General features: G+C 66.7%; 23 protein-coding genes and 1 pseudogene. 12 read left to right on the top strand and 12 right to left on the bottom strand.

What is annotated here, in order from left to right:
• The first annotated feature begins 43 nt into the window (after positions 1–43).
• Entirely contained in the window at positions 44–946 is a 903-nt protein-coding gene (locus AQ611_RS08090) for a LysR family transcriptional regulator (RefSeq protein WP_069234189.1), read from the top strand.
• A gap of 210 nt (positions 947–1,156) precedes the next feature.
• Entirely contained in the window at positions 1,157–1,591 is a 435-nt protein-coding gene (locus tag AQ611_RS08095; RefSeq protein WP_059516783.1) for a universal stress protein, read from the top strand.
• A 443-nt stretch (positions 1,592–2,034) separates the two neighbouring features.
• Here AQ611_RS08095 and aceA read toward each other — a convergent pair whose 3' ends face one another.
• The 3 genes from aceA to AQ611_RS08110 all read right to left on the bottom strand — a co-directional run bounded on the left by aceA (position 2,035) and on the right by AQ611_RS08110 (position 5,939).
• Positions 2,035–3,354 (bottom strand): isocitrate lyase, encoded by a 1,320-nt coding sequence (gene aceA, locus AQ611_RS08100; RefSeq protein WP_059516785.1) that lies wholly within the window; start codon positions 3,352–3,354, stop codon positions 2,035–2,037.
• A gap of 366 nt (positions 3,355–3,720) precedes the next feature.
• Entirely contained in the window at positions 3,721–5,250 is a 1,530-nt protein-coding gene (locus tag AQ611_RS08105) for a DEAD/DEAH box helicase (protein WP_059516787.1), read from the bottom strand.
• A gap of 419 nt (positions 5,251–5,669) precedes the next feature.
• Positions 5,670–5,939: an acyl-CoA-binding protein gene (locus tag AQ611_RS08110; protein ID WP_059516798.1), complete on the bottom strand. Its 270-nt coding sequence runs from the start codon at positions 5,937–5,939 to the stop codon at positions 5,670–5,672.
• A 167-nt stretch (positions 5,940–6,106) separates the two neighbouring features.
• On the opposite strand from AQ611_RS08110, the gene tsaB reads away from it, so the two are divergent.
• The 5 genes and pseudogenes from tsaB (at position 6,107) to AQ611_RS24580 (ending at position 10,029) form a co-directional block, all read left to right on the top strand.
• Positions 6,107–6,877: a tRNA (adenosine(37)-N6)-threonylcarbamoyltransferase complex dimerization subunit type 1 TsaB gene (tsaB, locus tag AQ611_RS08115; RefSeq protein ID WP_231935927.1), complete on the top strand. Its 771-nt coding sequence runs from the start codon at positions 6,107–6,109 to the stop codon at positions 6,875–6,877.
• A complete protein-coding gene (gene rimI, locus AQ611_RS08120; protein WP_069234190.1) occupies positions 6,874–7,371 on the top strand; it encodes a ribosomal protein S18-alanine N-acetyltransferase in 498 nt (165 codons plus the stop codon). The genes tsaB and rimI overlap by 4 nt, the downstream gene beginning before the upstream one ends.
• On the top strand, positions 7,358–8,593 hold the full coding sequence (locus tag AQ611_RS25450) for a uracil-DNA glycosylase family protein (RefSeq protein ID WP_069234191.1): 1,236 nt from the start codon (positions 7,358–7,360) through the stop codon (positions 8,591–8,593). Before rimI ends, AQ611_RS25450 begins: the two co-directional genes overlap by 14 nt.
• Positions 8,590–9,222: pseudogene (locus AQ611_RS08130) on the top strand (DUF1853 family protein); the annotation flags it as partial. The gene AQ611_RS25450 and the pseudogene AQ611_RS08130, both read left to right, overlap by 4 nt.
• Before the next feature lie 3 nt (positions 9,223–9,225).
• Positions 9,226–10,029 (top strand): DUF1853 family protein, encoded by an 804-nt coding sequence (locus tag AQ611_RS24580; protein WP_425248306.1) that lies wholly within the window; start codon positions 9,226–9,228, stop codon positions 10,027–10,029.
• A 166-nt stretch (positions 10,030–10,195) separates the two neighbouring features.
• On the opposite strand, the gene thiD is transcribed toward AQ611_RS24580, so the two are convergent.
• Positions 10,196–11,005 carry a bifunctional hydroxymethylpyrimidine kinase/phosphomethylpyrimidine kinase gene (gene thiD, locus AQ611_RS08135; protein WP_069234192.1) on the bottom strand — a complete coding sequence of 270 codons (810 nt, stop codon included), beginning with the start codon at positions 11,003–11,005 and terminating at the stop codon, positions 10,196–10,198.
• A 100-nt stretch (positions 11,006–11,105) separates the two neighbouring features.
• The gene (lplT, locus tag AQ611_RS08140) at positions 11,106–12,416 is read right to left on the bottom strand and encodes a lysophospholipid transporter LplT (RefSeq protein WP_059516902.1); all 1,311 of its coding nucleotides are present in this window, start codon (positions 12,414–12,416) and stop codon (positions 11,106–11,108) included.
• Positions 12,417–12,630: 214 nt separating this feature from the next.
• Here lplT and alr point away from each other — a divergent pair, with 214 nt between their 5' ends.
• The 3 genes from alr (at position 12,631) to AQ611_RS08155 (ending at position 15,543) form a co-directional block, all read left to right on the top strand.
• Positions 12,631–13,701, top strand: a complete 1,071-nt coding sequence (gene alr, locus AQ611_RS08145) for an alanine racemase (protein WP_059516804.1) — start codon at positions 12,631–12,633, stop codon at positions 13,699–13,701.
• A gap of 24 nt (positions 13,702–13,725) precedes the next feature.
• Complete coding sequence (radA, locus tag AQ611_RS08150) at positions 13,726–15,102, top strand: DNA repair protein RadA (protein WP_059516807.1); 1,377 nt, start codon at positions 13,726–13,728, stop codon at positions 15,100–15,102.
• A gap of 174 nt (positions 15,103–15,276) precedes the next feature.
• The gene (locus AQ611_RS08155; RefSeq protein WP_231753063.1) at positions 15,277–15,543 is read left to right on the top strand and encodes a DUF2866 domain-containing protein; all 267 of its coding nucleotides are present in this window, start codon (positions 15,277–15,279) and stop codon (positions 15,541–15,543) included.
• 330 nt (positions 15,544–15,873) lie between these two features.
• On the opposite strand, the gene AQ611_RS08165 is transcribed toward AQ611_RS08155, so the two are convergent.
• Positions 15,874–17,808 (bottom strand): ATP-binding cassette domain-containing protein, encoded by a 1,935-nt coding sequence (locus tag AQ611_RS08165; RefSeq protein ID WP_069234194.1) that lies wholly within the window; start codon positions 17,806–17,808, stop codon positions 15,874–15,876.
• 154 nt (positions 17,809–17,962) lie between these two features.
• Between AQ611_RS08165 and AQ611_RS08170 the strand changes: the two genes are divergently transcribed.
• Entirely contained in the window at positions 17,963–18,442 is a 480-nt protein-coding gene (locus tag AQ611_RS08170) for a glutathione peroxidase (protein ID WP_069234195.1), read from the top strand.
• A 105-nt stretch (positions 18,443–18,547) separates the two neighbouring features.
• Here AQ611_RS08170 and cls read toward each other — a convergent pair whose 3' ends face one another.
• From cls to dapC, 6 genes are all read right to left on the bottom strand, one after another.
• A complete protein-coding gene (gene cls, locus AQ611_RS08175; RefSeq protein WP_069234196.1) occupies positions 18,548–19,987 on the bottom strand; it encodes a cardiolipin synthase in 1,440 nt (479 codons plus the stop codon).
• A 177-nt stretch (positions 19,988–20,164) separates the two neighbouring features.
• Positions 20,165–21,079: a 50S ribosomal protein L3 N(5)-glutamine methyltransferase gene (gene prmB / locus AQ611_RS08180; RefSeq protein ID WP_069234197.1), complete on the bottom strand. Its 915-nt coding sequence runs from the start codon at positions 21,077–21,079 to the stop codon at positions 20,165–20,167.
• A gap of 13 nt (positions 21,080–21,092) precedes the next feature.
• Positions 21,093–22,232 carry a succinyl-diaminopimelate desuccinylase gene (gene dapE / locus AQ611_RS08185; protein WP_069234198.1) on the bottom strand — a complete coding sequence of 380 codons (1,140 nt, stop codon included), beginning with the start codon at positions 22,230–22,232 and terminating at the stop codon, positions 21,093–21,095.
• Between the two features lie 74 nt (positions 22,233–22,306).
• Positions 22,307–22,681, bottom strand: coding sequence for an ArsC family reductase (locus AQ611_RS08190; protein WP_059516821.1), 375 nt, complete (start codon positions 22,679–22,681; stop codon positions 22,307–22,309).
• On the bottom strand, positions 22,681–23,508 hold the full coding sequence (gene dapD, locus AQ611_RS08195) for a 2,3,4,5-tetrahydropyridine-2,6-dicarboxylate N-succinyltransferase (RefSeq protein ID WP_059516822.1): 828 nt from the start codon (positions 23,506–23,508) through the stop codon (positions 22,681–22,683). The genes AQ611_RS08190 and dapD overlap by 1 nt, the downstream gene beginning before the upstream one ends.
• Positions 23,509–23,593: 85 nt before the next feature.
• Positions 23,594–24,814 carry a succinyldiaminopimelate transaminase gene (gene dapC, locus AQ611_RS08200; RefSeq protein ID WP_069234199.1) on the bottom strand — a complete coding sequence of 407 codons (1,221 nt, stop codon included), beginning with the start codon at positions 24,812–24,814 and terminating at the stop codon, positions 23,594–23,596.
• 416 nt (positions 24,815–25,230) lie between these two features.
• On the opposite strand from dapC, the gene AQ611_RS08210 reads away from it, so the two are divergent.
• The gene (locus tag AQ611_RS08210) at positions 25,231–26,175 is read left to right on the top strand and encodes a DMT family transporter (protein ID WP_069234201.1); all 945 of its coding nucleotides are present in this window, start codon (positions 25,231–25,233) and stop codon (positions 26,173–26,175) included.
• The last annotated feature ends 76 nt before the right edge of the window (positions 26,176–26,251 follow it).

Consider the following 26,251-nt stretch of genomic DNA (forward strand, 5'->3'; position numbering starts at 1 on the left):
AACCCATCAATAGACAGAACGGCTCGCGCCGTTCGTGCGCGGCATGGATCGCTTCAAGCAAATCGAGACGTTTGCCGCCGTTGCGGCAAAAGGCAGCCTGTCGGCGGCGGCGCACGCCGAAGGGGTCGCGCCCGCGATCATCGGGCGCAGGCTCGATGCGCTCGAGGAGCGGCTCGGCGTGAAACTCCTCGTGCGCACGACCCGCAAGCTCACGCTGACGTTCGAAGGTTCCGCGTTTCTCGAGGACTGCCAGCGGATCATCCACGACATGCACAACGCCGAGGCGAGCGTGTCGGCGGGCGGCGTGAAGGCGAGCGGGCATTTGCGCGTATCGGCGCCCGCGGGCTTCGGCCGGCGTCACGTCGCGCCGCTCGTGCCGGCATTCTGCGAGGCGCATCCGGACGTGTCGGTCACGCTCGATCTGTCCGACCGGATGGTCGATCTCGTCAACGAAGGCTTCGATTGCGCGGTGCGTCTGGGTGAGCTGCCCGATTCGTCGCTCGTGTCGCTCAAGCTCGGCGAGAACCGGCGCGTGTGCATCGCGTCGCCCGTGTATCTGGCGCGTGCTGGTGTGCCGCAGACGCTGGCCGATCTCGTGCGCCACAACTGTCTCGCGCTCGCCGCGAATGCGAACCAGCAGCGCGGCTGGACTTTCGTCGACGACGGCAAGATCGTGTCGATTCGCGTGGCCGGCATGATGGAATGCTCCGACGGCGCGGTGCTGCATGAATGGTGCCTCGACGGCCACGGTCTCGCGTGGCGCTCGTGGTGGGAGGTCGGCGCGGATATCGCGGCGGGGCGGCTCGTGACCGTGCTCGACGCGTTCGCCGCGCCGCCGATTGGCATCCACGCGGTCTTTCCGCAGCGCCGGCATTTGCCGCTGAGGGTCCGGCTGTTTCTCGATTTCGTGAAGCATACCTACGAGCAGCCCGGTTACTGGGGCTGACGCGCGCGCGCCGCGCTGCGGCGCGCGCGTGCGATATGAGGGCGAACCCGACGTGGCGCCCGGCGCGGCGTTTTCGCGCACTACAATCAAGTTACCTGGTGCAGGCGCGGGCGGGTTCGCACGGCCGGCTGCGCGCCGCGCGCGTCGAAGGGCGGCGGGTTGCGGGCGTATGCGCGGCCAGCCGCACAACGGTTGCCGACGGAGGCCGCCATGTTCAAGCACATCCTGGTTCCGACGGACGGTTCCGATCTGTCGAAAAAGGCGATTGACGGCGCCATCGATCTTGCACAGACGGTCGGCGCACGCGTGACCGCCTATGCGTGTCTGCCGCAGTATCCGTATTCGCCGTTTTCCGAAATGGTGATCGAGCCTCCCGCCGATTTTCGCGAGCGCAGCGAACGCGAGGCGCGCGCGCACCTGGCTGAGGTGGAGGACGCCGCGCGGCGCGCGGGCGTGGTATGCGAATCGTGTACGAGCGTGCATCCGTCGCCATATCTCGGAATCATCGAAGCGGCGCAGCGCGGCGGCTGCGACGTGATCTTCATGGCGTCGCACGGCCGGCGCGGGCTCGGCAGCCTGTTGATCGGCAGCGAGACACAGCGCGTGCTGACTCATACGAAGATTCCGGTGATCGTCTATCGATAGGGTTTGTATGACGTTTGCGGCACGCAGCGTCGAACGCGCGCACATGAGTGGGCGGCGGCGGGCTGCGCTGTGCTTTGCTTTGCGCGCCGGCGTCACGCCGGGGTGATGAGCGGCGTGTCGCCCGGGTCAGGGATCAGCGGCATGCCGGGCAAACCGGGCGCTTGCGCACCCAGCCCGGTTGGTACGACGCGGCTGGCTCAGTTGCGCGGGCTTTGACCTCATGCGTCGCCCGCGAACCGACACGCGAAGGCGGGCACGATGCGCTTGCCGCCAGCGGTGCCCGGTGTCGGTCACTGAACCGCCAGGCGTCCGCGCGGCAGCTCGCGGACGCGGCGGGCAGTGCTCCCCCTGATGGATGGCTTTGCCGGGCGGCCACCCGATGGCGCCGCGCGCCGCGTCCGTGACGCGGTATGCGCCGCCGCCGGGGCAAGGCAACGTCAGGCTCAGGCGACCTTTTCGGCCTTTTGACCGTCGAAGAACTGCTCGTCTTCGGTCGAGCCGTGCAGCGCGGTCGTCGACGCTTCGCGCTCGACCGTCTGCGTGACCGCGTCGAAATAGCCGGTGCCGACTTCGCGCTGGTGCTTGACCGCCGTGAAGCCCTTGTCGGCCGCCGCGAACTCGGCCTGCTGCAACTCGACGAACGCGCTCATCTGCGTGCGTGCGTAGCCGTGCGCGAGGTTGAACATCGAGTAGTTCAGTGCGTGGAAGCCGGCCAGCGTGATGAACTGGAACTTGTAGCCCATCGCGCCGAGTTCCTTCTGGAACTTCGCGATCGTCGCGTCGTCGAGGTTCTTCTTCCAGTTGAACGACGGCGAGCAGTTGTACGACAGCAGCTTGCCCGGGAACTGCTTGTGGATCGCTTCGGCGAACTTCTTCGCGTATTCGAGATCCGGCTTGCCGGTTTCGCACCAGATCAGGTCGGCGTAAGGCGCATACGCGAGACCGCGCGAAATCGCCTGCTCGAGGCCCGGCTTGGTGCGGAAGAAGCCTTCCACCGTGCGCTCGCCCGTCAGGAACGGCTTGTCGTTGTCGTCGATGTCCGACGTGATGAGGTCGGCTGCTTCCGCGTCGGTGCGCGCGACCAGCACGGTCGGCACGCCGAGCACGTCGGCCGCGAGACGCGCGGCGGTGAGCTTGGCCACGGCTTCGCGGGTCGGCACGAGCACCTTGCCGCCCATGTGACCGCACTTTTTCACCGATGCGAGCTGGTCTTCGAAGTGAACGCCCGATGCGCCGGCCTCGATCATCGCCTTCATCAGCTCGAACGCGTTCAGCACGCCGCCGAAGCCTGCTTCGGCGTCCGCGACGATCGGTGCGAAGAAGTCGACATAGCCTTCATCGCCCGGGTTTTTGCCTTCCGACCATTGGATCTGGTCGGCGCGCGTCAGCGTGTTGTTGATGCGCTTGACCACGAGCGGCACCGAGTTCGCCGGGTACAGCGACTGGTCCGGGTACATTTCGCCCGCGACGTTCGCGTCGCCCGCGACTTGCCAGCCCGACAGATAGATCGCCTTCAGGCCGGCCTTGACCTGCTGCATTGCCTGGTTGCCGGTCAGCGCGCCGAGCGCGTTGACGAACGGCTCTTCGTTGATGAGGCTCCACAGCTTCTCGGCGCCGCGGCGCGCGAGCGTATGCTCGGGCTGGATCGAGCCGCGCAGACGCACGACGTCTTCGGCCGTGTACGCGCGCTTGATGCCTTTCCAGCGCGCATCGGTTTCCCATTGTTGTTGCAGTTCCTGAGCCTGTTGTTGACGCGTTGCCATGATGAATGCTCCTTGTTGGTCGTAGCCGTGATGATGGTGAACGGGTGGGGCGGCGGGCGCCCCGCTTCGTTAAGTCTTGTATAAGAGTCTAGGCAAATCGACAGCGTCGAAACAGGGGCTTTTTCACATGTTTGAAAAAATTTTATCCTATATAAATCAATATATTATTTTATATATTTCACATTAAGGAATGTGGTTTCCTATCCTGCAATGGCTTCGGTTGTGCCACGCAGCATGGCTTTTTACGACGCAAAAGATTTTTTCGTATCGTGAAATTCCGGGGGCAAACAAAAACCGGCGCAAAAGCGCCGGTTCGGGAGGAGGGCAAGCCGGTCCGTTCTCACGGACCGGCCGGCAAGCAGCCGGTCAGGCTGCCGAATTGCCGCGTCGCGGGCCGCGCGGGCCGTCGCTGCGCCGTGCGCCACGGTAACCACCGTCGCGGCTGCCACCCGGCTTGCCGCCGAAGCCGCCGTTGCCGTCACGGCTGCCGCCCGGCTTGCCGCCGAAGCGGCGGGCGCCATTGCCATTGCCGCCCGGCCGGCCGCGTCCGCCGCGGTCGTTGCGCGGCGGCGGCGCCTTGCGCGGCTCGAAGCCCGCGACGACATTGACCGGCAACGACGTCCGCACGAAGCGCTCGATGCGCTTGAGCGCGCCTTGCTCGGCGTGATGCACGAGGCTCACCGCGGTGCCCGAACGGCCGGCGCGGCCGGTGCGGCCGATCCGGTGCACGTAGTCCTCGGCGAACTTCGGCAGGTCGTAGTTGAATACGTGCGTGATGCCGGGAATGTCGATCCCGCGCGCCGCGACATCGGTCGCGACGAGCACGCGCACGCGGCGCTCGCGCAGCGCGCGGATCGTCCGGTTGCGCGCGCCTTGGGGCAGATCGCCGTGCAGCGCGGCCGACTCGAAGCCCGCGTCGGCGAGACGGCCGGCCAGTTCGTCGGCGTCGAGCTTCGTCGCGGTGAAGATGATCGCCTGGTCGAGCGAGACGTCGCGCAGCAGATGGTCGAGCAGGCGGTTCTTGTGGTCGCGGTCGTCGACGTAATGCACGCTCTGCGCGATGTTCGTGCGCGATTCGATCTTCTGCGTAATCTCGATGCGCTCTGGGTCGGTCAGCAGGCGGTTCGTCAGCGAGCCGATCTTGCCGTCGAGCGTGGCCGAGAACAGCATCGTCTGGCGCGACGCCGGCGTCGCCGCGACGATCGTTTCGATATCGTCGATGAAGCCCATGTCGAGCATCCGGTCGGCCTCGTCGAGCACGAGCATCTTCAGCTCGGACAGGTCGATGCGGCCGCGCTCGAGGTGATCGAGCAGGCGGCCCGGCGTCGCGACCAGGATCTCCGGGTTCTTCGCGAGCAGCATGAGCTGCTGGCCGTATGCGACGCCGCCGAGAATGCTGACGGTGCGCAGGCGGCGCAAATGCTTGCCGTAAGTCGACGCGGCCGTCGTCACTTGCATCGCAAGCTCGCGCGTCGGCGTGAGCACGAGCAGGCCGGGGCGCGCGACCGGCATCGGCCGGCGGCGGCGCTCGCCGTTGCGCGGCGAATCTTCGCGGGGCGCGCGCGGCTGCTGCGCCTGCGCCTTTTGAAGCTGCGCGAAGCGCTCGATCGCGGGCAGCATGAACGCGGCGGTCTTGCCGGAACCCGTCGGGCTCGACACGAGCAGGTCGCGGCCCGCGATGCCGGCCGGAATCGCGCGCTCCTGCACCGGCGTCGGCTTCACGTAGCCGGCCGCTTGCAGTGCCGAGACGATTTCCGGCGACAGCCCGAGCGAAGCGAAGGTGGGGCCGTCGACGGCCTGCGCTTGCGGCGCGGCGTCAGTCTGGGCAGGCGTCTGGCCGTCGATCACGTCGTTCGCGATGGCGGTCAGCGGGCTGATGGGGTTGCTCGAAGTCATGTCAATCCTTGAAACACGGTGGGTCGAACGTCGCGCCAATCGCGCATGCCCAAGTCGACGGATTCATCGAGCAAATCGGGAAACGTGGCGATTGCCCGCGCGCTTTCGTGTGCGGGCAACATTTCGTTAGAAGCTGTTTTGGGTGCGGCGCGCATCGGCTGCGCATGCCGCCAGCCTGAGACTTGACAGCCCGTTTGGGCTACGCAGGAAGGGACAGGTTCTAAACTGGATTGGAGCGAAACGCTATGGAACGCTGGCGGCGAGGGCGCCCGGGCTGGCCGGTCATCCGCTCGACGCGATGCGCAACACGCATTGTACAATTTTTTGTTGCGCCGCGCCAGCCTGTGATCGCGTGCGCCGCGCGATGCGACGGCTCATGCGTGCGGCGGGGTCCGGCGCGGTCCGCGCCGGCGGCGGCATCAGGATGCGGTACCGTTCTTCAGCGATTCGACGAGTTCGATGTACTGCTTCTTTGCCTCGTCTTGCGAGGTGCCTTTCAAGGCTTCCCATGCATCGTACTTGTACTTGCCGACGATGTCGGTGAAGCCGGGTTTGTCGCCATGCACATCGCCGTCGGTCGCTTGTTTGAAGAGCGCGTACAGGCGCAGCAGCGTCAGGTTGCCGGGACGCTCGGTCAATTGCTTCACGTCGATCTGCGCTTGTTCGAATTGGGCGGTGATGTCGCTCATGTGTGTCTCCGTCAGGTTACAGGCTGGTTTTTCCAGTCCGGCGATCTTAGCAAGCGGGAGCGGGCGGCGGCTCGAGCGTTTCTTCCAAACCGCTGCCGGCGCGAAACCGCATGGCTGATTGGCCGGAGTCGCCCGTGCCGGCGGGGCGTCGCATTACAATGTCGGCCATGACGCAAACAGTGCTTCTCGCTATCGATACGTCGACCGAGTTCTGCTCGGTCGCGCTCCTCGTCGCGGCCGACGCCGCCGACGCCTGTTCCATCCGAACCTGGTGCCGCCACGAGCGCACGGGTGCGGTGTCCAGTACCCGTGTGCTGCCGGCCGTGCGCGACGTGCTCGACGAAGCGGGATATCCGCTCGCCGCGTGCGATGCGATCGCGTTCGGCGCGGGGCCTGGCTCGTTTACCGGGCTGCGCACCGCGACGGGTATCGCGCAAGGGCTTGCGTTCGCTCGCGCGCTGCCCGTCGTGCCGGTCGGCACGCTCGTCGCGTGTGCGCAAGCCGCGCGGCTGAACGCGGGCGAAGCGGGCGGCGGCGTGACGCGGGTGCTCGCCGCGCTCGATGCGCGCATGGACGAGGTCTACTGGGCCGATTATGCGTGGGACGACGCGGCGGGCGACTGGCGCGAGATCGTGCCGCCGTCGCTCGACGCGCCCGCCGAAGTCCGTGCGCCCGATGCGCCCTTCGTGCTGGCGGGCAACGCGGCGGCCGCGTTCGGCGCGCGTTTGCCCGCGTGCGCGCAAGCCGGCGCGATCGACGCGCACGCGCTGCCGCACGCCGTGCCGCTCGCGCATGTCGCGCTTCGTGCGTATCGCGCGGCGCGCACCGTGCCGGCCGATCTCGCGGCGCCCTTATACGTGCGCGACAAGGTTGCGCAGACCACGGCGGAGCGTCTTGCCGGCAAGCTCGCGCCGCGCGCGCTCGGAGACGGCGGATGAGCGGCGTGCTGATGACCGACCGCTATCTGTTGCCGATGACGGACGCGGACCTCGATGAAGTCGTCGAGGTCGAACGGGCCGCCTATGAGTTTCCGTGGACGCGCGGCAATTTCGAGGATTCGCTGCGCAACGGCTATTTCGGCGTCTGCATTCGGCATGTGACGGGCGCGCTTGTCGGCTATTGCGTGCTGATGCCTGTCGTCGATGAAATGCATCTGCTGAATCTCTGCGTCGCGCCCGCTGCGCAGCGCTCCGGCGCGGGGCTCGCACTGCTGCGCGAAGCGGTGCGGATTACGCGCGCCGAGCGGCTCGGCGGCGTGTTGCTGGAGGTGCGGCCGTCGAATCCGCGGGCGATTCATTTGTACGAGCGCTTCGGTTTCGAATCGGTCGGGCGGCGCAGGAACTACTATCCGGCCAAGCATCGCGGCCGGGAGGACGCAATCGTGATGCGTCTCGCATTGACGAATGAAGGAGACGCACATGGGATGGGCTGACGCGGCGCTCGAAGAGCTGGGCTTGGCGCCCGCGTGGGTGCGGCGCGCGCACGGCGAGCATGTCGCGCGGACCGCGCCCGGGCGGGCGGCCGAATCCGGGTCCGCGGCGGAGCCGTCGCGCGGATTGGCATCGATTTCCGGATCGCGGGCCGCTGCGATGCAGGGGCGCGTGGAGGAGTTCGCGCCCGGATCGGCAGATCGGCGCGACGCGGCGCGCGGGCTTGAAAATGCGCCGGGCGTGCACGACGGCGCTGCGCATTTGCCCGAGACAGACGCGGCACACACGGCACGGCATGCGACGTTGCAGGATGCGCATGGTGATGCGCCGCGTGCGGCTCGACGCGACGACGCGGCGCTCGCGCCGGCTTCGATTGCACCACGCGGCGCAGCCGCCGTGCAACCGGGCGCGGCCGATCGCGGCGCCGAATCGTCGGATGCGTCGCAACGCGTGGCGCGTGGAGCATTCGACGATGGCGATCCGGGTAGCGCGTCTAGACCCGGCGATCCGGTTGCCACCGAACGCGCGACGCCGGCCGAGCCGGACACGGATATGTCATGGTTCGATCTCGAACCGGTGTTCGAGCCGGCGTTGCCGGACGTCGGCGCGCCGCCTGCCGGGACGTCGGCGCCGGAGGCGCCCGTTGCCGCGCTCGGCTGGGATGCGCTGCGCGCGCGCGTGGCCGATTGCCGGCGCTGTCGCCTGTGCGAGAAGCGCACCAACACGGTATTCGGCGTTGGCGACGAAAGCGCCGATTGGATGCTCGTTGGCGAAGCACCCGGCGAGAACGAGGACAAACAGGGCGAGCCGTTCGTCGGCCAAGCCGGCAAGCTGCTCGACAACATGCTGCGCGCGCTGTCGCTCGCGCGCGGCGAAAACGTTTATATCGCGAACGTCATCAAATGCCGTCCGCCCGGTAACCGCAATCCCGAACCGGACGAAGTCGCGCGCTGCGAGCCGTATCTGCAACGCCAGGTCGCGCTGGTGAGGCCGAAGCTGATCGTCGCGCTCGGCCGCTTCGCCGCACAGACGCTTCTCAAGAGCGATGCGAGCATTGCATCGCTGCGCGGGCGCGTGCATCGATACGAAGGCGTGCCGGTGATCGTCACGTATCACCCGGCGTATTTGCTGCGCAGCTTGCAGGACAAATCGAAGGCTTGGGCCGATTTGTGCCTCGCGCGCGACACGTACCGCAGCGCCGCGTCCGACGTCGATGCGCAATGAGTGCCGCCGCGTCGCCGGTGCCGCTGAACCTGTTGCGCGATGCGGCCGTGCGCGATCTCGCGTGGCTGCTGTCGAGCGTGAGTCTCGTCGCGCCGTCGGCGTGCGCGCCGCTCGCGCAGCCGTGGGCGAGCGGCGCCGATCCGGCCGCGGCGGCGGCGTGGCTGGTGGCGCTCGATGCCCATCCGGAACCGCTGCATGCCGCGCTCGCGCAGGCGCGGCCGGTGCGCCTTGGCCGCTATGCCGAATGTCTGCTCGGCTATTTCGCGCAGCATGCGCCGTCGCTCACGCTCGTCGCCGCGAATCTGCCGTTGCGCCGTAACGGTCTCACGCTCGGCGAATGCGATTTTCTGGTCGAGACCGCGAGCGGCGAGCGCCTGCATTGGGAGCTCGCGGTCAAATACTATTTGTGCGTCGCGACTTCGGGCGCAGCATCGCTTGCCCATTTCGTCGGGCCGAATCTGGCCGATCGATTCGATTTGAAATATGCGCGTCTCGTCGATCATCAACTGCGGCTGACCACGCGCGACGAGTTTGCGTCGCTCGGCCATCCGGGGCCGTGGCGCGCGCAGATGCTCGTGAAAGGCTGGCTGTTCTATCCGGTGCGCGGCGGCGGGCTCGCGGGCAGCGCGGCGATGACGTCCGGCGCAGCCGCCGGCGATGCGGTTTGCGCGCGTCCGGATGAGAGTGGCCGGACGGCGGCGGGCGGCGAGCGGCAGTCGCCGCGCAGTCCGTGGTCGAGCGTGACGCAGCGAGCAGCCGGCGAGCCGGTGGCGGCCAACGGCGCGCAAGCAGCAGGCAGCCGGCATGCGGGTGACGAGACGCGCAGGGATCGGCAAACCGAATTGCAAATTGACTTGCAGAGCGATTCGCAAACCAATTTGCAGGCCGATTTGAAGGCCGATTTGAAGGCCGATTTGAAGGCCGATTTGAAGGCCGATTCGAAGGCCGATTCGAAGGCCGATTCGAAGACCGATTCGCAAACCGATTCGCAACGCTCGTCACAGGCCGCTTCGTTGGCCGGTTCGCAGACTGATTCGCGCAACGCCGCGCTGCCCCCCGCAGATCGGTTGACGGCCTTCGGATGGCCGGCGATTCGCGATCCGCTCGAAGTCGAAGCCGGCCATCCGCGCGGATTCTGGATCACCCGCAATGAATGGTCGGCGTTGGGCGCCGAGCAATGTCCAGATGCGCGCTGGATGCTGCTGCCGCGTCTCGCATGGCTCGCGCCGCGCGCGATCGACGACGCTTCGGCGGCGCGCGGGCAAAACGCGCTGCTCGATGCCGACGCGATGCTGGCGCGAGCCGCCGAACTGCCGGGCCCGGCGCTCGTGGCCGCGCTCGTGCGTGGCCGCGATGCCGTGTGGCGCGAGGCGGTGCGCGGCTTCATCGTGCCCGACGACTGGCCGGCGCGCGCGGCGGCGTTCGCCGGGCGCTGATTCGATGACGCAGACGGCAGGCGCTGCCGCGCGCTTAGTGCGCGTTGGCGCGGTGCATATCGCACGGTGGGTCATCTTCTGTTGATTCGCTGACCTGCTGGGCCGCCAGTCTGCTGCTTCCCAAACCGCCGCGCTGCCGACGGGCATCATTAACGCCGCTTGCCGCCTACCACCACCGATAGAAATGATGCACCGGCCCGACGCCGTGGCCGACATCGAGCCGTCCGTTTGCGTCGATGGCGCCGGTCAGATAGCGTTTCGCATCGGCGATAGCGTCGGCAAGCGTCGCGCGCCGCGGCAGCAGCGCGGCGATCGCCGACGACAGCGTGCAGCCCGTGCCGTGCGTATTGGCGGCTGGCAGCCGCGGTCCGGCGAACCGTTGCGCGCCGCTCGCGTGGATCAGCCAGTCGGGGCTTTCGGTCGGGCTGCCGAGGTGCCCGCCCTTCATCAGCACCGCTTTCGCACCGCGCGCGACAAGCGCTTCGCCCTGGCGCACCATCTCGTCCTCGGTCGTCGCGGCCTCGACGCCCAGCAACGCCGCGGCTTCTGGCAGGTTCGGCGTGACGAGATCGGCAAGCGGCAGCAGCTCCGCACGCAGCGCATCGACCGCTTGCGGCGCCAACAGCGAATGAGCGCTCTTCGAGATCATCACAGTATCGAGCACGACATACGGCGGAGCGTAGCGGGTGAGTGCCGCCGCGACCGCACGCACGATCGATGCATTCGCGAGCATCCCGATCTTCACCGTGTCGATGCGGATGTCGTCGAATACGGCATCGAGCTGGGCCTCGACAAAGCCCGCATCGGGCGCATGCACGCCTGTCACGCCACGGGTGTTTTGCGCAGTCAGCGCGGTGATGACGCTCGCGCCATATGCGCCGAGCGCGGAGAAGGTCTTCAGATCGGCCTGGATGCCGGCGCCGCCGCCGGAGTCCGAGCCGGCGATCGTCAGCGCGTTGGGGATCGGTACGCTCATGGGCGCGTGGAAAATTCGAGCGGGCAACAGGGGCAGTCTACGGCGAATCCGAACCGGCGGCGAGCGGCGCGAACCGGCCGCCCGCGCCGCTCGCCGCGCGTCAGTGTTTCGATTCGCCGATCAGCGAAACCGAGTCGAAACGGCGCTGGTTCGCGATGTGCAGCCGCATCACCAGCCACATCGTCAGGCAGACGAACGTGCCGAACAGCACGATCACGACGCTCACCGATACGTCGAGCCACACGAGCGCCGCATAAATGCACAGCATCACGAGCACGGACAGATTCTCGTTGAAATTCTGCACCGCGATCGAATGCCCGGCCGACAGCAGCACGTGCCCGCGATGCTGCAGCAGCGCATTCATCGGCACGACGAAAAAGCCGGACAGCGCGCCGACGAACACCAGGAACACATAGGCGATCAACAGGTAGACAGGCAGATGCACGTGATGGCCGATGCGCAACACCCAGTCGGCAGGAATCAGGTGGCGCGTGTAGAACGCCATCAGCATCACCGCGATGCCCATGATGATGCCGACGGGCAGCACGGACAGCGATTTGCGCAGCGGAATGCGGCTCGCCGCGATCATGGCGCCCGCCGCGACGCCGAGCGCCACGACGGCCTGCAGCAGCGCGCCTTCCGACAGCGACATGCCGAGCGACACTTCCGCCCACTTGAGCACGATGAATTGCAGTGTCGCGCCCGCGCCCCAGAAGAGCGTCGTGACGGCGAGCGAGATTTGCCCGAGCTTGTCGCGCCAGAGCGCCATGAAACAGTCGGCAAATTCCGTGACGAGCTTGATCGGGCCGTGCTGTTGCTTCGGATAGCGGGCGCCGGTGTCGGGAATGCGCAGGTTGAAGAGCGCGGCCATCACGTAGATCGCCATGATGACGAGCATCGCGGCTTCGGCGGGCGTGCTGATCGACGGCGGCGTATGCGCGATCACGTGCGGCGCGATCTTCGGACTGATCAGCGCGCCGCCCAGCACGGTGCCGAGGATGATCGAGCTGACCGTCGTGCCCTCGATCCAGCCGTTCGCGGCCACGAGCCGCTCGGGCGGCAGCAGTTCGGTCAGGATGCCGTACTTGGCTGGCGAATACGCGGCCGCGCCGAAGCCGACGATTCCGTATGCGACGAGCGGATGGGCGCCGAACAGCATCAGCAGGCAACCGCCGACCTTGATCGAATTGGTGATGAACATCACGCGCCCTTTGGGCCGCGAATCGGCGAATGCGCCGACGAACGCGGCGAGCACCACGTAGGACAGCACAAAGAACAACTTGAGGAGCGGCACCATCCAGTTGGGCGCGTGCAGATCTTTGAGCAGGGCGATTGCGGCGATGAGAAGAGCGCTGTCGGCCAACGACGAGAAAAACTGCGCGGCCATGATGGAGTAAAAACCTTTTTTCATCTGAAGCGATGCTTTCCTCGCGGCGGCTCGGCCGCGCGTGGGCCGTGCAATCGGATTCGATTCCTCGAAATGGGTTGTGCGCACGGCTTTATATCACGAAAATACGTCAATTCGGACTAGCAAGATTCCCCGATCGTTCCGCTTATTGTCGGCATTGCGCCCAAAAAGCACGATAAGCTGATGATTAGCAAGCGTCTTTACGAAATATCCTCATATGCCGCGACCGATTTCCGCCACGATCCACACCGCCGCTCTCGCGAACAATCTTTCGGTGGTGCGTCGCCACGCGCCTCGCTCCAAGGTCTGGGCGATCGTCAAGGCAAATGCATACGGGCACGGCCTGGCGCGGGTCTTTCCCGGGCTGCGCGGCACCGACGGCTTCGGCCTGCTCGATCTCGACGAGGCCGTGAAGCTGCGCGAGCTGGGCTGGGCGGGCCCGATCCTGCTGCTGGAGGGCTTTTTCCGTTCGACCGATATCGACGTGATCGACCGCTACAGCTTGACGACCGCGGTGCACAACGACGACCAGATGCGCATGCTCGAAACCGCGCGGTTGTCGAAACCCGTCAATATTCAGCTCAAGATGAACAGCGGCATGAACCGGCTCGGCTACGTGCCGGAAAAGTTCCGCGCCGCGTGGGAACGTGCGCGCGCGTGCCCCGGCATCGGGCAGATCACGTTGATGACCCATTTTTCGGATGCCGATAGCGAGCGGGGCGTGGCCGAGCAGGTCGCGACGTTCGAGCACGGCGCGCAAGGGATTGCCGGCGCGCGCAGCTTCGCGAACTCGGCGGCCGTGCTCTGGCACCCGTCGACGCATTTCGACTGGGTGCGCCCCGGCATCGTCCTGTACGGCGCGTCGCCGTCGGGACGCGCGGCCGACATCGCCACGCAGGGCCTGAAGCCCGCGATGACGCTTGCCTCCGAGCTGATCGCGGTGCAGACGCTGGCGAAGGGGCAGACGGTGGGCTACGGATCGCGTTTCGTCGCGCAGGGCAAGATGCGCATCGGCGTCGTCGCGTGCGGCTACGCGGACGGCTATCCGCGGATCGCGCCGGAAGGCACGCCGGTCGTCGTCGACGGCGTGCTCACGACGATCGTCGGGCGCGTGTCGATGGACATGCTTACCGTCGACCTGACGCCGGTGCCGCAGGCGGGTATCGGCGCGCGCGTCGAGCTGTGGGGCGAGGCGCTCGCGATCGACGACGTCGCCGCGCATTGCCAGACGGTCGGCTATGAGCTGATGTGCGCGGTCGCGCCGCGCGTGCCGGTGCGCGCGGAATAAAAAAGCGGAAAAGGGTAGAAGCGCGTGGCAAAACAGAAAACGGTTTTCGTCTGCACCGAATGCGGCGGGCAGACGCCGAAGTGGCAAGGGCAGTGCCCGTCGTGTCACGCATGGAATACGCTGGTCGAATCGCTGGACGCGCCGGCGTCCGCGCATCGTTTCCAGTCGCTCGCCAAGCGTGCACCGGTGCAGCGGCTTGCCGAGATCGAGGCGGCCGACGTGCCGCGCCTGTCGACCGGCATCGGCGAGTTCGACCGGGTGCTGGGCGGCGGGCTCGTCGCGGGCGGCGTCGTGCTGATCGGCGGCGATCCGGGCATCGGCAAGTCGACGCTGCTGCTGCAATCGCTCGCGCAGATCGCGAGCGAGCGGCCCGCGCTGTATATCAGCGGCGAGGAATCGGGGGCGCAGATCGCATTGCGCGCGCAGCGGCTTGCGTTGCTCGAAGGCGGCGCGGGCGTTGCCGATCTGAAGCTGCTTGCCGAAATTCAGCTCGAAAAAATTCAGGCTGCGATCGACGCCGAGCGGCCCGAGGTTGCGGTCGTCGATTCGATCCAGACGATCTATTCGGACGCGTTGACCTCGGCGCCCGGCTCGGTCGCGCAAGTGCGTGAATGCGCGGCGCAACTGACGCGTATCGCCAAGCAGTCCGGCACCGCGATCATCATGGTCGGGCACGTGACGAAGGAGGGCAATCTCGCGGGCCCCCGCGTGCTCGAACACATCGTCGATACCGTGCTGTACTTCGAGGGCGACACGCATTCGTCGTTCCGGCTGGTGCGCGCGTTCAAGAACCGCTTCGGCGCGGTCAACGAGCTTGGCGTGTTCGCGATGACCGAGCGCGGCCTGCGCGGTGTCGCGAATCCGTCCGCGCTTTTTCTGTCGCAGCATACGGAGATCGTGGCGGGCTCGTGCGTGCTCGTCACGCAGGAGGGCACGCGGCCGCTGCTCGTCGAGGTGCAGGCGCTCGTCGACACCGCGAACGTGCCGAATCCTCGCCGGCTCGCGGTCGGCCTGGAGCAGAACCGGCTCGCGATGCTGCTTGCGGTGCTGCATCGGCATGCGGGCATCGCGTGCTTCGATCAGGACGTATTCCTGAACGCGGTGGGCGGCGTCAAGATCACCGAGCCCGCCGCCGATCTCGCGGTGCTGCTCGCGATTCATTCGTCGATGCGTAACAAACCGTTGCCGAAAGGGCTGGTCGTATTCGGCGAAGTGGGGCTCGCGGGCGAAATCCGGCCGTCGCCGCGGGGGCAGGAGCGCTTGCGCGAAGCGGCGAAGCTCGGTTTCACGGCCGCGCTGATTCCGAAGGCGAATGCGCCGAAACAGCCGATCGACGGGCTGCGCGTGCTGGCGGTGGAGCGCATCGAGCAGGCAATCGATCAAATCCGCACGCTCGAGTGAGCGCGTGCGCCGGCCGCGCCGCAGCCGGCTGCTTAGCCGATGCCCGTCGCGTTTCACGATTGAGACCGTAAAACGATGTAACGTTTTGGTACGTTTGCGTAACCTTTTTCCGGTCGATTTCTTTCTATGCTTGCGCGGGTTGTCTGCCGCATCTCGCGGAAAAGGAAGGCTGTGTTGAAACGATCTCGTCAAGCAAGTGCGCCGATGCGCACCTACAAGGTCCGAGGCTGCCGTGTATCCGAGCCGATCGGCGCGCCGTGGGGAGGAGGTTGCCGGATCGTCGAGTGGGTCGGCACGGACGGGCGGATCGCGCGCCGCGTCGCCCATGTGAATGTGACCGAAGCGGAAGTCGCGGCGATGATCCGCCGGCCACTCGAAGGCCGCCGTCATTTGATGGGCGACGACGAGCAAATGCCGCGCGATACGTTGCCGCGCCGCTGAGCGGGATGCGCGCGGGCGCGATGCGCGGCATTGATATCCGCGCGTCGCCGCTCGATCGAGCGCTGCCGCTCATGCGGGCGCAAATGCAATGCCGGCGCCGCATGGCGAAATGCGCCCGTCGATACGTCGGCGTAAGTCATGCTCCCGGCGGCCCACGCCGGACCGAGCTGGATTGCCGTTGCACCGACGCGTGCGATGAAATCGACGCGTGCGGTGAGCCGCGAATCCGGGATCGGGCCGTTTGGCGCCAACGTCGCGAATCGCCCCCGTTATCTCGCAACTGTTCGCGCGGCCCGCGCATGTTGCCGCCCCCGCTTCTTTGCGCGCGGGTTATCCGATCTTCTCGAGTTCGTCCTGCGCGCCGAGCCAGTCGGCTTCGAGCGTCTCGAGGCGGGCGTTGACGTCGCCGAGCTTGCGGATCGCTTCGGTGAGCCGCGCTTTTTGGTCAGCCGCGTAGCTTGCCGGATCGGCGACGTAAGCGTCGAGCGCCACTTTTTCGGCGTGGAGCTGCTCCATGGCCTTTTCGATCTTCGCGATGCGCGCCTGCAGCGGCTTTTTCAGTTGCGCGAGCTGTTGCCGCGCTTGCGCCTCCTGCCGTTTCTGATCTTTGCGGTTGACGGCGGGCGTGCTGCCTTCCGCCGCGGCGCAAGCCTCGCCCTTGGCGGCCGCGCGCATGTCGGCGGCATGTTGCAGCAGCCAATCGCGGTAATCGTCCAGATCGCCGTCGAACGGCTGCAACCGGTGTTTCGCGACCAGCATGAATTGGTCGGTCGTCGCGCGCAGCAGATGGCGATCGTGTGACACGAGAATCAGCGTGCCTTCAAATTGCGCGAGAGCCATCGTCAGCGCGTGGCGCGTCTCGAGGTCGAGGTGGTTCGTCGGCTCATCCAGCAGCAGCAGGTTCGGCTTTTGCCAGATGATGAGTGCCAGCGCGAGCCGCGCCTTCTCGCCGCCCGAGAATGGTGCGATCGGCGCGGTTGCCATGTCGCCGGAGAAGTTGAAGCTGCCGAGAAAATCGCGCAGTTCCTGCTCGCGCGTATCGGGCGCGAGGCGGGCGAGATGCGCGAGCGCGGAGTCGTCAGGGCGCAGCGTTTCGAGCTGGTGTTGCGCGAAGTAGCCGATCGTGAGTCCGCGGCCGGTGCGCACGTCGCCCGCAAGCGGCGCGAGCGTGCCGGCCAGCGTCTTGATGAGCGTCGATTTGCCTTGGCCGTTCGCACCGAGCAGGCCGATGCGCTGGCCGTTCTGGATCGACAGCGCGACGCGCTCGACGATCGGAATCTCGCTGCCATCGTCCGCGCGGTAGCCGCAGCGCACGTCCTCCATCACCAGCATCGGGTTCGGTGCGGAATCGGGCGTGCGGAACTCGAACGTAAAGGGCGATGCAACGTGCGCGGGCGCGATCAACTCCATTTTCTCGAGCGCCTTCATGCGGCTTTGCGCCTGTTTCGCCTTGGTGGCCTTCGCCTTGAAGCGGTCGATGAAGCTTTGCAGGTGCGCGATGGTCTTGCGCTGCTTTTCGTAGGCGCTTTGCTGCAATTCGAGCTGTTGCGCGCGCAATACTTCGAATTGCGAATAATTGCCGCCGTAGCGCTTCACCTGCCGGTTGTCGAGATGGAGTGTGACATTGCAGACCGCGTCGAGAAACTCGCGGTCGTGCGAGATGACGACGAGGGTGCCCGCATAACGGTGAAGCCAATCTTCGAGCCAGACGATCGCGTCGAGATCCAGGTGGTTCGTCGGCTCGTCGAGCAGCAGCAGATCCGAGCGGCACATCAGCGCCTGCGCGAGGTTCAGGCGCATGCGCCAACCGCCCGAGAAGCTGGCGACCGGCTCGCGCGTTTGCGCGAGCGTGAAACCGAGCCCAAGCAGCAGTGCTTCGGCGCGTGCAGGCGCGGTATAGCCGTCGGCGTCGGCGAATGCCGCGTGCGCTTCCGCCTCGGCCGCGCCGTCATGCGCGGCGGCGGCCGAGGCGATGCGCGCCTCGATCGCACGCAGCGCGGCGTCGCCGTCGAGCGTGTAGTCGAGCGCGGTGCGTTCGACGGCCGGCGTTTCCTGCGACACGTGTGCGATGCGCCATGACGGCGGCATCGCGCAATCGCCCGCATCCGCGTGCAGCTCGCCGCGCAATACGGCGAAGAGCGTTGATTTGCCCGCGCCGTTCGCGCCGACCAAGCCGGCTTTTTCGCCGGGGTTGAGCACAAACGACGTCGCGTCGAACAGCGGCTTCGTGCCGCGGGCAAGGCTGAACTGATTGAAACGGATCACGGCGGGGCAGGCTCGAAAAGCTCGGGAAAGCCGTATTCTAGACTGCACGTCGCGCGGGCGGGATCGTCCGAAAGGCCAGGTTCGCGCGCGGCGTCGAATTGGCCTAGACTTTCGCGAACGGTAACGCCCTATCGGGGCAGGGAGGAATGGGTCGATGTCGACACTCTATTCATTCAGCGCGCAGACGCTCGAAGGCGGCGACGTGCAACTGGAGCAATACCGGGGCAAGGTGCTCCTCATCGTCAATACCGCAAGCCAATGCGGCTTCACGCCGCAATATGCCGGCTTACAGCAGCTATACGAGCGCTTTCGCGAGCGCGGGCTCGTCGTGCTCGGCTTTCCTTGCAATCAGTTTGGCAAGCAGGAGCCGGGCGACGCTGCGCAGATCGGTGCGTTTTGCGAAAGGAACTACGGCGTGACGTTCCCGATGTTCGCGAAGATCGACGTCAACGGCGACAACGCGCATCCGCTTTATCGCTACCTGACCAACGAAGCGCCCGGCATTCTGGGGCTCAAGTCGATCAAGTGGAACTTCACGAAGTTTCTCGTGAACCGCGACGGCGAGATCGTCAAGCGCTATGCGCCGTCGACGAAGCCGGAGGAATTGGCGGCGGACGTCGAGAAGCTACTGTGATGCGGGCCGCCGGGCCACACACCGGCCTGTGACGCCCGGCCCCGCGCATCGGGGGGCCGGGCGCGCCGGTTCGTGCAGCCGGTTCGCGCGCGGGTGTTTCAGTCGCTACAGAATCGGCGCGAACAGCCGCGCGACGTGCATCGCGACGCGTCGCCACGCAGGCGAGCGCCGGTATTCGTCGAGACTGACTTCGAATGCGTCCGCGAAGTCGCGGTCGAGCATCGCTTCGACTTCGGCCGCGAAACCGTCGTCGAGAACCAGCACCATGATTTCGAAATTGAGCCGGAACGACCGGTTGTCGAGATTCGCGCTGCCGACCGCGGCCGCCGTGTGGTCGATCAGCAGAACCTTCTGGTGCAAGAAACCGGGCCGGTAGCGGAAGATTTTCACGCCGCCGTCGATCAGATCGCGCGCGTACAGCTTCGAGGCCTCGAACACGACATAGTGGTCGCGTCGGCTTGGAATCAGGATCCGCACGTCGACGCCGCGCATCACCGCGAGCTTGAGTGCGGAAATCACCGCTTCGTCGGGCACGAGATAGGGCGTCGTGATCCAGATGCGTTCGCGCGCCGTGTTGATCGCCTCCGCAAAGAACAGCGAGCCCGTCTCCTGTTTGTCGGCGGGGCCCATCGGCACGACGAGGCAATGCATCCGCGCGCCGGGTTCGGGTGCGGGCGGCGGCGCTTGCGGCGGCAGCGACTGCGTCGCCCAGTGCCAGTCTTCGGCGAACACGTATTGGATGTGCGCAACGGCGGGGCCGCGCACTTCAATGTGCGTATCGCGCCACGGCGAAAGGCGTGGATTGCCGCCGAGATACTCGGTGCCGACGTTGTGACCGCCGACGAATGCGCACTCGCCGTCGACGACGACGATTTTCCGGTGATTGCGGAAATTGAGCTGGAACCGGTTGACGAACTGTTTGTTGGTCGCGAACGGGTGGACTTCCACGCCGCCGTCGCGCAGCGCGTCGACATAGCGCGACGGCAGGTCGAAGCTGCCGATGCTGTCGTACAGCAGATAGCAGCGCACACCGGCTTGGGCGCGCGCGAGCAGCGCGTCGCGCAGCATCGCGCCGAGCGCGTCGTCGCGGATGATGAAGAACTGCACGAGCACATAGCTGCGCGCGGTTTCGATCGCGGCGAGAATCGCGGAAAACGTCGCTTCGCCGTTGACGAGCGTGCGCACCGCGTTACCGGCGACGAACGGCATTCCGCCCAGATGGGTGAGCGCGCGCACGCGCGCGGAACCGAGCGCATCGTGAGGCAGACTGGGCATCGGATGTGCGGTGCCCCACGGCATCGGATGCGTGAGGGTGCGCAGCGCCGCCGTTTCCTGACGGCGTGCGTCGACGTAGCCGGAAAATTTGCTGCGGCCGAGGAACAGATACGGGATCAGCGTCAGATAAGGCATCGCCGTCAACGACACTGCCCACGCGATCGCGCCTTGCGACGTCCGGGTGTTCAGGATCGCATGACAGGCGGCGATCACGCCGAGCACGTGAGCCGCGCCGATCAGAGTGCCGAGGCTGAGCCAGTCGATTTGCATGAGCGCACGGAATATCCGAGGAAGTTCGTGCGGCCCGCCGGGTTCGGCGCACCGCTTCGCGCATCTTACCGAGCGTCCGGACGAGCGGCCACCCCCCGTGGGCGGGAATCAGCCGCGTCGATGGCGGCTGCCGGGCGGATCGGGCCGATGCGTCGCCCGGCGAACCTGCGTCGACTGTCAGGCGGCGGGCAGGTCGGCCGCGTGGATCAGGAACACGCTGTCGTCGCCCGCGCTCGTCGGCAGCCAGATCAACTCGAGGCCGCCGAACGCGGCCTCGACGTTCGCGCGTTCGTTGCCGATCTCGACGACGAGCACGCCGTCGTCGGTCAACCAGTGGCGCGCCTCGCCGACGATGCGGCGCACGACGTCCATGCCGTCCGTGCCGCCCGCGAGTGCCATTTCCGGCTCGTGACGGTATTCGTCGGGCAATGCCGCCATCGATTGCGCGTTCACGTAAGGCGGATTCGTGATGATCACGTCGTAGCGATGCCCGGGCTCTTGCCGCGATGCCGGCAGCGGTGCGTATAGATCGCCGTGGTACAGCGCAATGCGCTCGTCGAGCCCGTAGTCGCCGACGTTGATTCTGGCCACATCGAGCGCATCGGCGCAAAGGTCGACCGCATCGACTTCGGCGTTCGCAAACGCGAGCGCCGCGAGAATCGCGAGGCACCCGGAGCCCGTGCAAAGCTCGAGCACCGAGCCGACCAGCTCGGGGTCCTCGACATAGGGCTGCAGACCGTCGTCGAGCAGCTCGCCGATAAACGAGCGCGGTACGATCACGCGCTCGTCGACGTAGAAACGATGGCCGTGCATCCACGCTTCGTTCGTGATGTAGGCGGCGGGCACGCGCTCGGTCGCGCGGCGTTCGATCACGGCCAGCACCGCGGCGATTTCGTCCGGAGCTAGGCGTGCGTCGAGGAACGGCTCGAGCGTGTCGAGCGGCAGGTGCAGCGTATGCAGCACGAGGTAGACCGCTTCGTCATACGCATTGTCGCAACCGTGGCCGAATGCGAGTTTCGCGGCGCTAAAGCGCGATACCGCGTAGCGCACCAGGTCGCGCACGGTTGCAAATGGAGTGGGGGAGTTTGTCATCAGGCAATCTCGGTCAAGCGATCAGTTGTTCGAGCACGCGGCGGTATACGTTCTTCAGCGGCTCGATGAAGCGCACTTCGACGTGCTCGTCGATCTTGTGGATGCTGCCGTTCGGCGGCCCGAACTCGATGACTTGCGGACAGATCCGCGCGATGAACCGGCCGTCCGACGTGCCGCCCGTGGTCGACAGCTCCGGCGTGACGCCCGTTTCCGCGCGAATCGCGTGCTCGAGCGCGTTCGACAGTTCGCCGCGCGGCGTGAGGAACGGCAGGCCGCTTACCGACCACGTCAGTTCGTAGTCGAGCCTGTGACGGTCGAGAATGTCGTGCACGCGGCGTTGCAGCCCGTCGACCGTGCTCGCCGTCGAGAAACGGAAGTTGAACAGCAACTGCGCGTGGCCGGGGATCACGTTCGTCGCGCCCGTGCCGGCGTGCAGATTCGACGCCTGCCAAGTGGTCGGCGGGAAGTATTCGTTGCCGTCGTCCCAGCGCTCGGCCGCAAGCTCGGCGAGCGCGGGCGCGATCAGATGGATCGGATTTTTCGCGAGATGCGGATAAGCGATATGGCCCTGCACGCCCTTGACGATGAGTTCGCCCGACATCGAGCCGCGCCGGCCGTTCTTGACGGCGTCGCCGAGCGTGGCCGTCGACGTCGGCTCGCCGACGATGCAGTAGTCGAGCCGCTCGCCGCGCGCCTGTAGCGCGTCGACGACTTTCACGGTGCCGTCCGTCGCGGGGCCTTCCTCGTCGCTCGTGATCAGAAAGCCGATCGAGCCGCGATGTTGCGGATGCGCGGCGACGAATTCCTCGGCTGCGACGACGAAGCCCGCGAGCGACGTCTTCATGTCGGCGGCGCCCCGGCCGTACAGTTTGCCGTCGCGGTGCGTGGGCGTGAAAGGCGGAGAACTCCATTGTTCGAGCGGGCCGGTCGGCACGACGTCGGTGTGGCCGGCAAAGGCGAGCAGCTTGCCGTCGCGGCCTTGCGTGCCGCGCTTGACGGCCCAGAGATTCGTGACGCCGTGCGACGCGATCGTCTCGCACTGGAATCCGAGCGCCAGCAGGCGTTCGGTCATCAGTTGCTGGCAGTGTTGATCGTCGGGCGTGACGGACGCGCGTGCGATGAGCTGTTCGGTGAGGGCTAGGGTGGCGGACATGATTCGGACCACGGTTCGATAAAAAATGCCGGCGCGACGGCCGGCAGCGTGTCAGGCAAGACGGCGGTGCGCGTTCAGGCGAAATGCCCGGCGTACTCGTCGGCCGAGAAGCCCAGCGTTTTCACGCGGCCGTCGACGACGACGACGGGCCGCTTGATCACGGAAGGCTTGTCGATCATCAGCGCGATCGCGCCCGCTTCGGATTCGGCCGCGACTTTCTGCTCATCGGTGAGGCCGCGCCACGTCGTGCCGCGCCGGTTGACGAGCGCATCGAGCGGCACGTCCTTCAGCCAGCTCTTGATGAGCGGCGCGGTGACGCCGGCTTTCTTGAAATCGTGGAACGCGAACGCGACGCCGTGCGATTCGAGCCACGTGCGGGCCTTCTTCACGGTGTCGCAGTTCGGAATCCCGTAGACGACGATCCCGGCGGTGTTCGCTGCGCCCGCCATTAGTCGCCTCGCAGCAGCTCGTTCAGGCCGACCTTCGCGCGTGTTTTCGCGTCGACCTTCTTCACGATCACCGCGCAGTACAGGCTGTGCGTGCCGTCCTTCGACGGCAGGTTGCCCGCGACGACGACCGAGCCGGCCGGAATGCGGCCGTAGCTGATCTCGCCGGTTTCGCGATCGTAGATCTTCGTGCTTTGGCCGAGGTAGACGCCCATCGAAATGACCGAATTCTCCTCGACGATCACGCCCTCGACGACTTCCGAGCGCGCGCCGATGAAGCAGTTGTCCTCGATGATGACGGGGTTGGCCTGCAACGGCTCGAGCACGCCGCCGATGCCGACGCCGCCCGACAGATGCACGTTCTTGCCGATCTGCGCGCACGAGCCGACGGTCGCCCAGGTATCGACCATCGTGCCTTCGTCGACATACGCGCCGATATTCGTGTACGACGGCATCAGCACGACGTTCTTCGCGATGAACGAGCCGCGGCGCGCGATCGCCGGCGGCACGACGCGAAAGCCGCCCGCTGCGAAGTCGTCGGCCGAGTAGTTCGCGAATTTCGACGGCACTTTGTCGTAGAACTGCGAGTAGCCGCCCGCCGGCATCGGCGTGTTGTCCTCGAGGCGGAACGACAGCAGCACGGCTTTCTTCAGCCACTGGTGCACGGTCCAGTTGCCGTCGATTTTTTCGGCGACGCGCAGCGCGCCGCGGTCGAGTTGCTCGATCGCGTGCGCGACGGCCTCGCGGACTTCCGCGGGCGCGGCCTTCGGCGACAGTTCGGCGCGGTTTTCCCACGCGCTATCGATGATTTGCTGAAGTTGTTGCGACATGTTCGTGGCTATGCTGGACGTGGAGGTCAATCAAACGGGATGCATCAGGGCCGGGCGTGCGGGAAAGCTTCGGCGCCGCCGGGTTTCAACGCATGAGGCCGCGGCAGAAATCGACGATGCGCTGCGCGCCTTCGACGCATTCGGCCGAGCCCGCGACGAGCGCGATGCGGATGAAGTCGCGGCCGGGATTTGCGCCGTGTGCATCGCGGGCGAGATACGAGCCGGGCAGAACCGTCACATTATAGTCGGCGAACAGGCGGCGGGCGAACTCGGTATCCGATAGGCCGGTGCGCGCGACGTTGGCCCACAGGTAGAACGCGGCGTCGGGCACGCGCACGTCGATCACGTCGGCGAGCATCGGCGTGAGCGTCGCGAATTTTTGAGCATAGAGCGCGCGGTTTTCGCGCACGTGCGCCTCGTCACCCCATGCGGCGAGGCTCGCGCGCTGCCACACGGGCGACAGCGCCGCGCCATGGTAGGTGCGATACAGCAAAAAGCGCTTGAGCAGCGCCGCGTCGCCCGCGATGAAGCCGGAGCGCATCCCCGGCACGTTCGAGCGCTTCGACAGGCTCGACAGCATCACGAGCCGCTCGAACCCGCGGCCGAGCCGGTGCGCGGCCTCCAGGCCGCCGAGCGGCGGCTTCGCTTCGTCGAAATAAATCTCCGAATAGCATTCGTCGGATGCGATCACGAAGCCGTGTCGCTCCGACAGCGCAAACAGTTCGCGCCAATCGTCGAGCGTCAGCACGGCACCCGTCGGATTGCCGGGCGAGCAGACGTAGACGAGCTGCGTGCGCGCCCAGACCTCGTCGGGCACGGCCGAATAGTCGGGCGCGTAATTGCGCGCCGGGTCGCTGTTCACGTAATACGGCTCGGCGCCCGCGAGGAGCGCCGCGCCTTCGTAGATTTGGTAGAACGGATTCGGACAGAGTACGATCGGTTTTTCGCGGCCGTCGGCTGCGCGGGTCGGATCGATCACCGCCTGCGCGAGCGAGAACAGCGCCTCGCGCGAGCCCGACGCGGCCAGCACTTGCGTGGCGGCGTCGATCGCGGCAAGCCCGTAGCGGCGCGTGAGCCAGCGTGCGATCGCCTCGCGCAGCGCGTCGGCGCCGGCCGTGGCCGGATACGCGGCGAGCCCGTCGAGCGCGTCCGCGGCGGCCTCGCGGATCAGCGCGGGCGTCGCATGTTTCGGCTCGCCGATGCCGAAGCTGATCGGTGGCAGATGCGCGGGCGGCGTGATGCCGGCGAGGAGCGCGCGGAGCTTTTCGAACGGATAAGGCTGGAGCGTGTCGAGACGTGGGTTCACGGGCTTGTGCGGACTAAACCGGTAGGGCCGACGGATGGGCCGGGTTGAGCAAAACGGGCGTGGCGCGGTGGCGCGCTGCGCAAAGGGTGCCGCCGGCAAGCGCGGCATAGGCCGCCGGGCGCACGCGCGATCGCGCGTGGATCGCGGCGCGGCGGCTGCCGACGTACCGCGCCTGACGGACCGCATGGACGAGCCGGCGGCGATCGGGCCTGTGCATCGGACCTGGATCAACTTGCCGATCTCGGGCCGGGGATGCGGCGGCGTTCCGATTATAGCGTGGCGTCATCTTGCGACGAGCGGCGGTTTCGGGTGACGGGCAGCGGTTTCGCATGGCGATCGGCGGTTGACGGACGGAAGAAGGGCACAGCGGCGCGTGCATGGCCGCGCGTCGTCGTAACAGCATGAAGAGGTTGGGTTTGCAGATGAATGAACGGCGGGCCGCGTGGCCCGCGCTTGCGATTCTGATCGGCGCGTCGGTATGGGGCCTGATCTGGTATCCGCTGCGGCTGCTGGCGTCGCTCGGCGTGACGGGCACGGCGGCGAGCGCCGCGACGAGCTTGGTCGCGTGCGCGTTCGTGCTATGCGTGCGGCGCAAGTCGATCGCGACGGTGCGCTGGCATTGGCTGCTGCCCGGGCTTGCCGTCGCGGCGGGCGTGACGAATCTGGGCTTCGTCTGGGGCACGATACATGGCGAAGTGCTGCGCGTGATGCTGCTCTTTTACCTGACGCCGGCGTGGACCGCGATCTACGCGCATTTCATTTTGCGCGAGCGCCTGACGGCCGCCGGCGCGGCGCTCGCCGCGCTGTCGCTCGCCGGTGCGGCGCTGATGTTATGGTCGCCGCGGCTGGGCATGCCGCTGCCGTCGAATCTTGCCGAGTGGGCGGGGCTGGCGGCCGGACTGAGTTTCGCGATGAGCAACGTGCTCGTCGTCAAGGCAAGCCGCGAGCTGCCGCAGATGAAACCCGAGATGCGCACGGCGACGCTGTTCGGCGGCGCGGCCGCGCTCGGCATCGCGGCATCTTTCGTCGAGGGCGTGCCCGCGCTGCCCGCGGCGCAGCACCTGGGCGCGGCCGCGCTGCTTGTCGTCGGCATCGGCGTGACGGTGGCGGCGAATAACATGCTGGTCCAATACGGCCTGTCACGGGTGCCGGCGAACCGCGCGGCGATCATCATGCTGTTCGAGATTCTGATCACCGCGCTGTCGGCGTGGCTTTTTGCCAACGAGGCGCCGAGCGCGCGCGAATGGGCGGGCGGCCTTTGCATCGTCGTCGCGACCCTATTGTCGAGCCGCGTGCATCGCGCCCGGGCGGCCGGGGACGACCCAGGCGAGCCGCGGGACGGCACCCGCGCGATGGTATGATTGCCCCATACGCGGGGCCGAATGCTTGACAGCACGGCCCCGTTTTTCGAATCTTGGGCGTGTCGCGCCGCGCCGC

The sequence above is a fragment of the Burkholderia singularis genome (assembly GCF_001718875.1).
GTDB lineage: Bacteria > Pseudomonadota > Gammaproteobacteria > Burkholderiales > Burkholderiaceae > Burkholderia > Burkholderia singularis.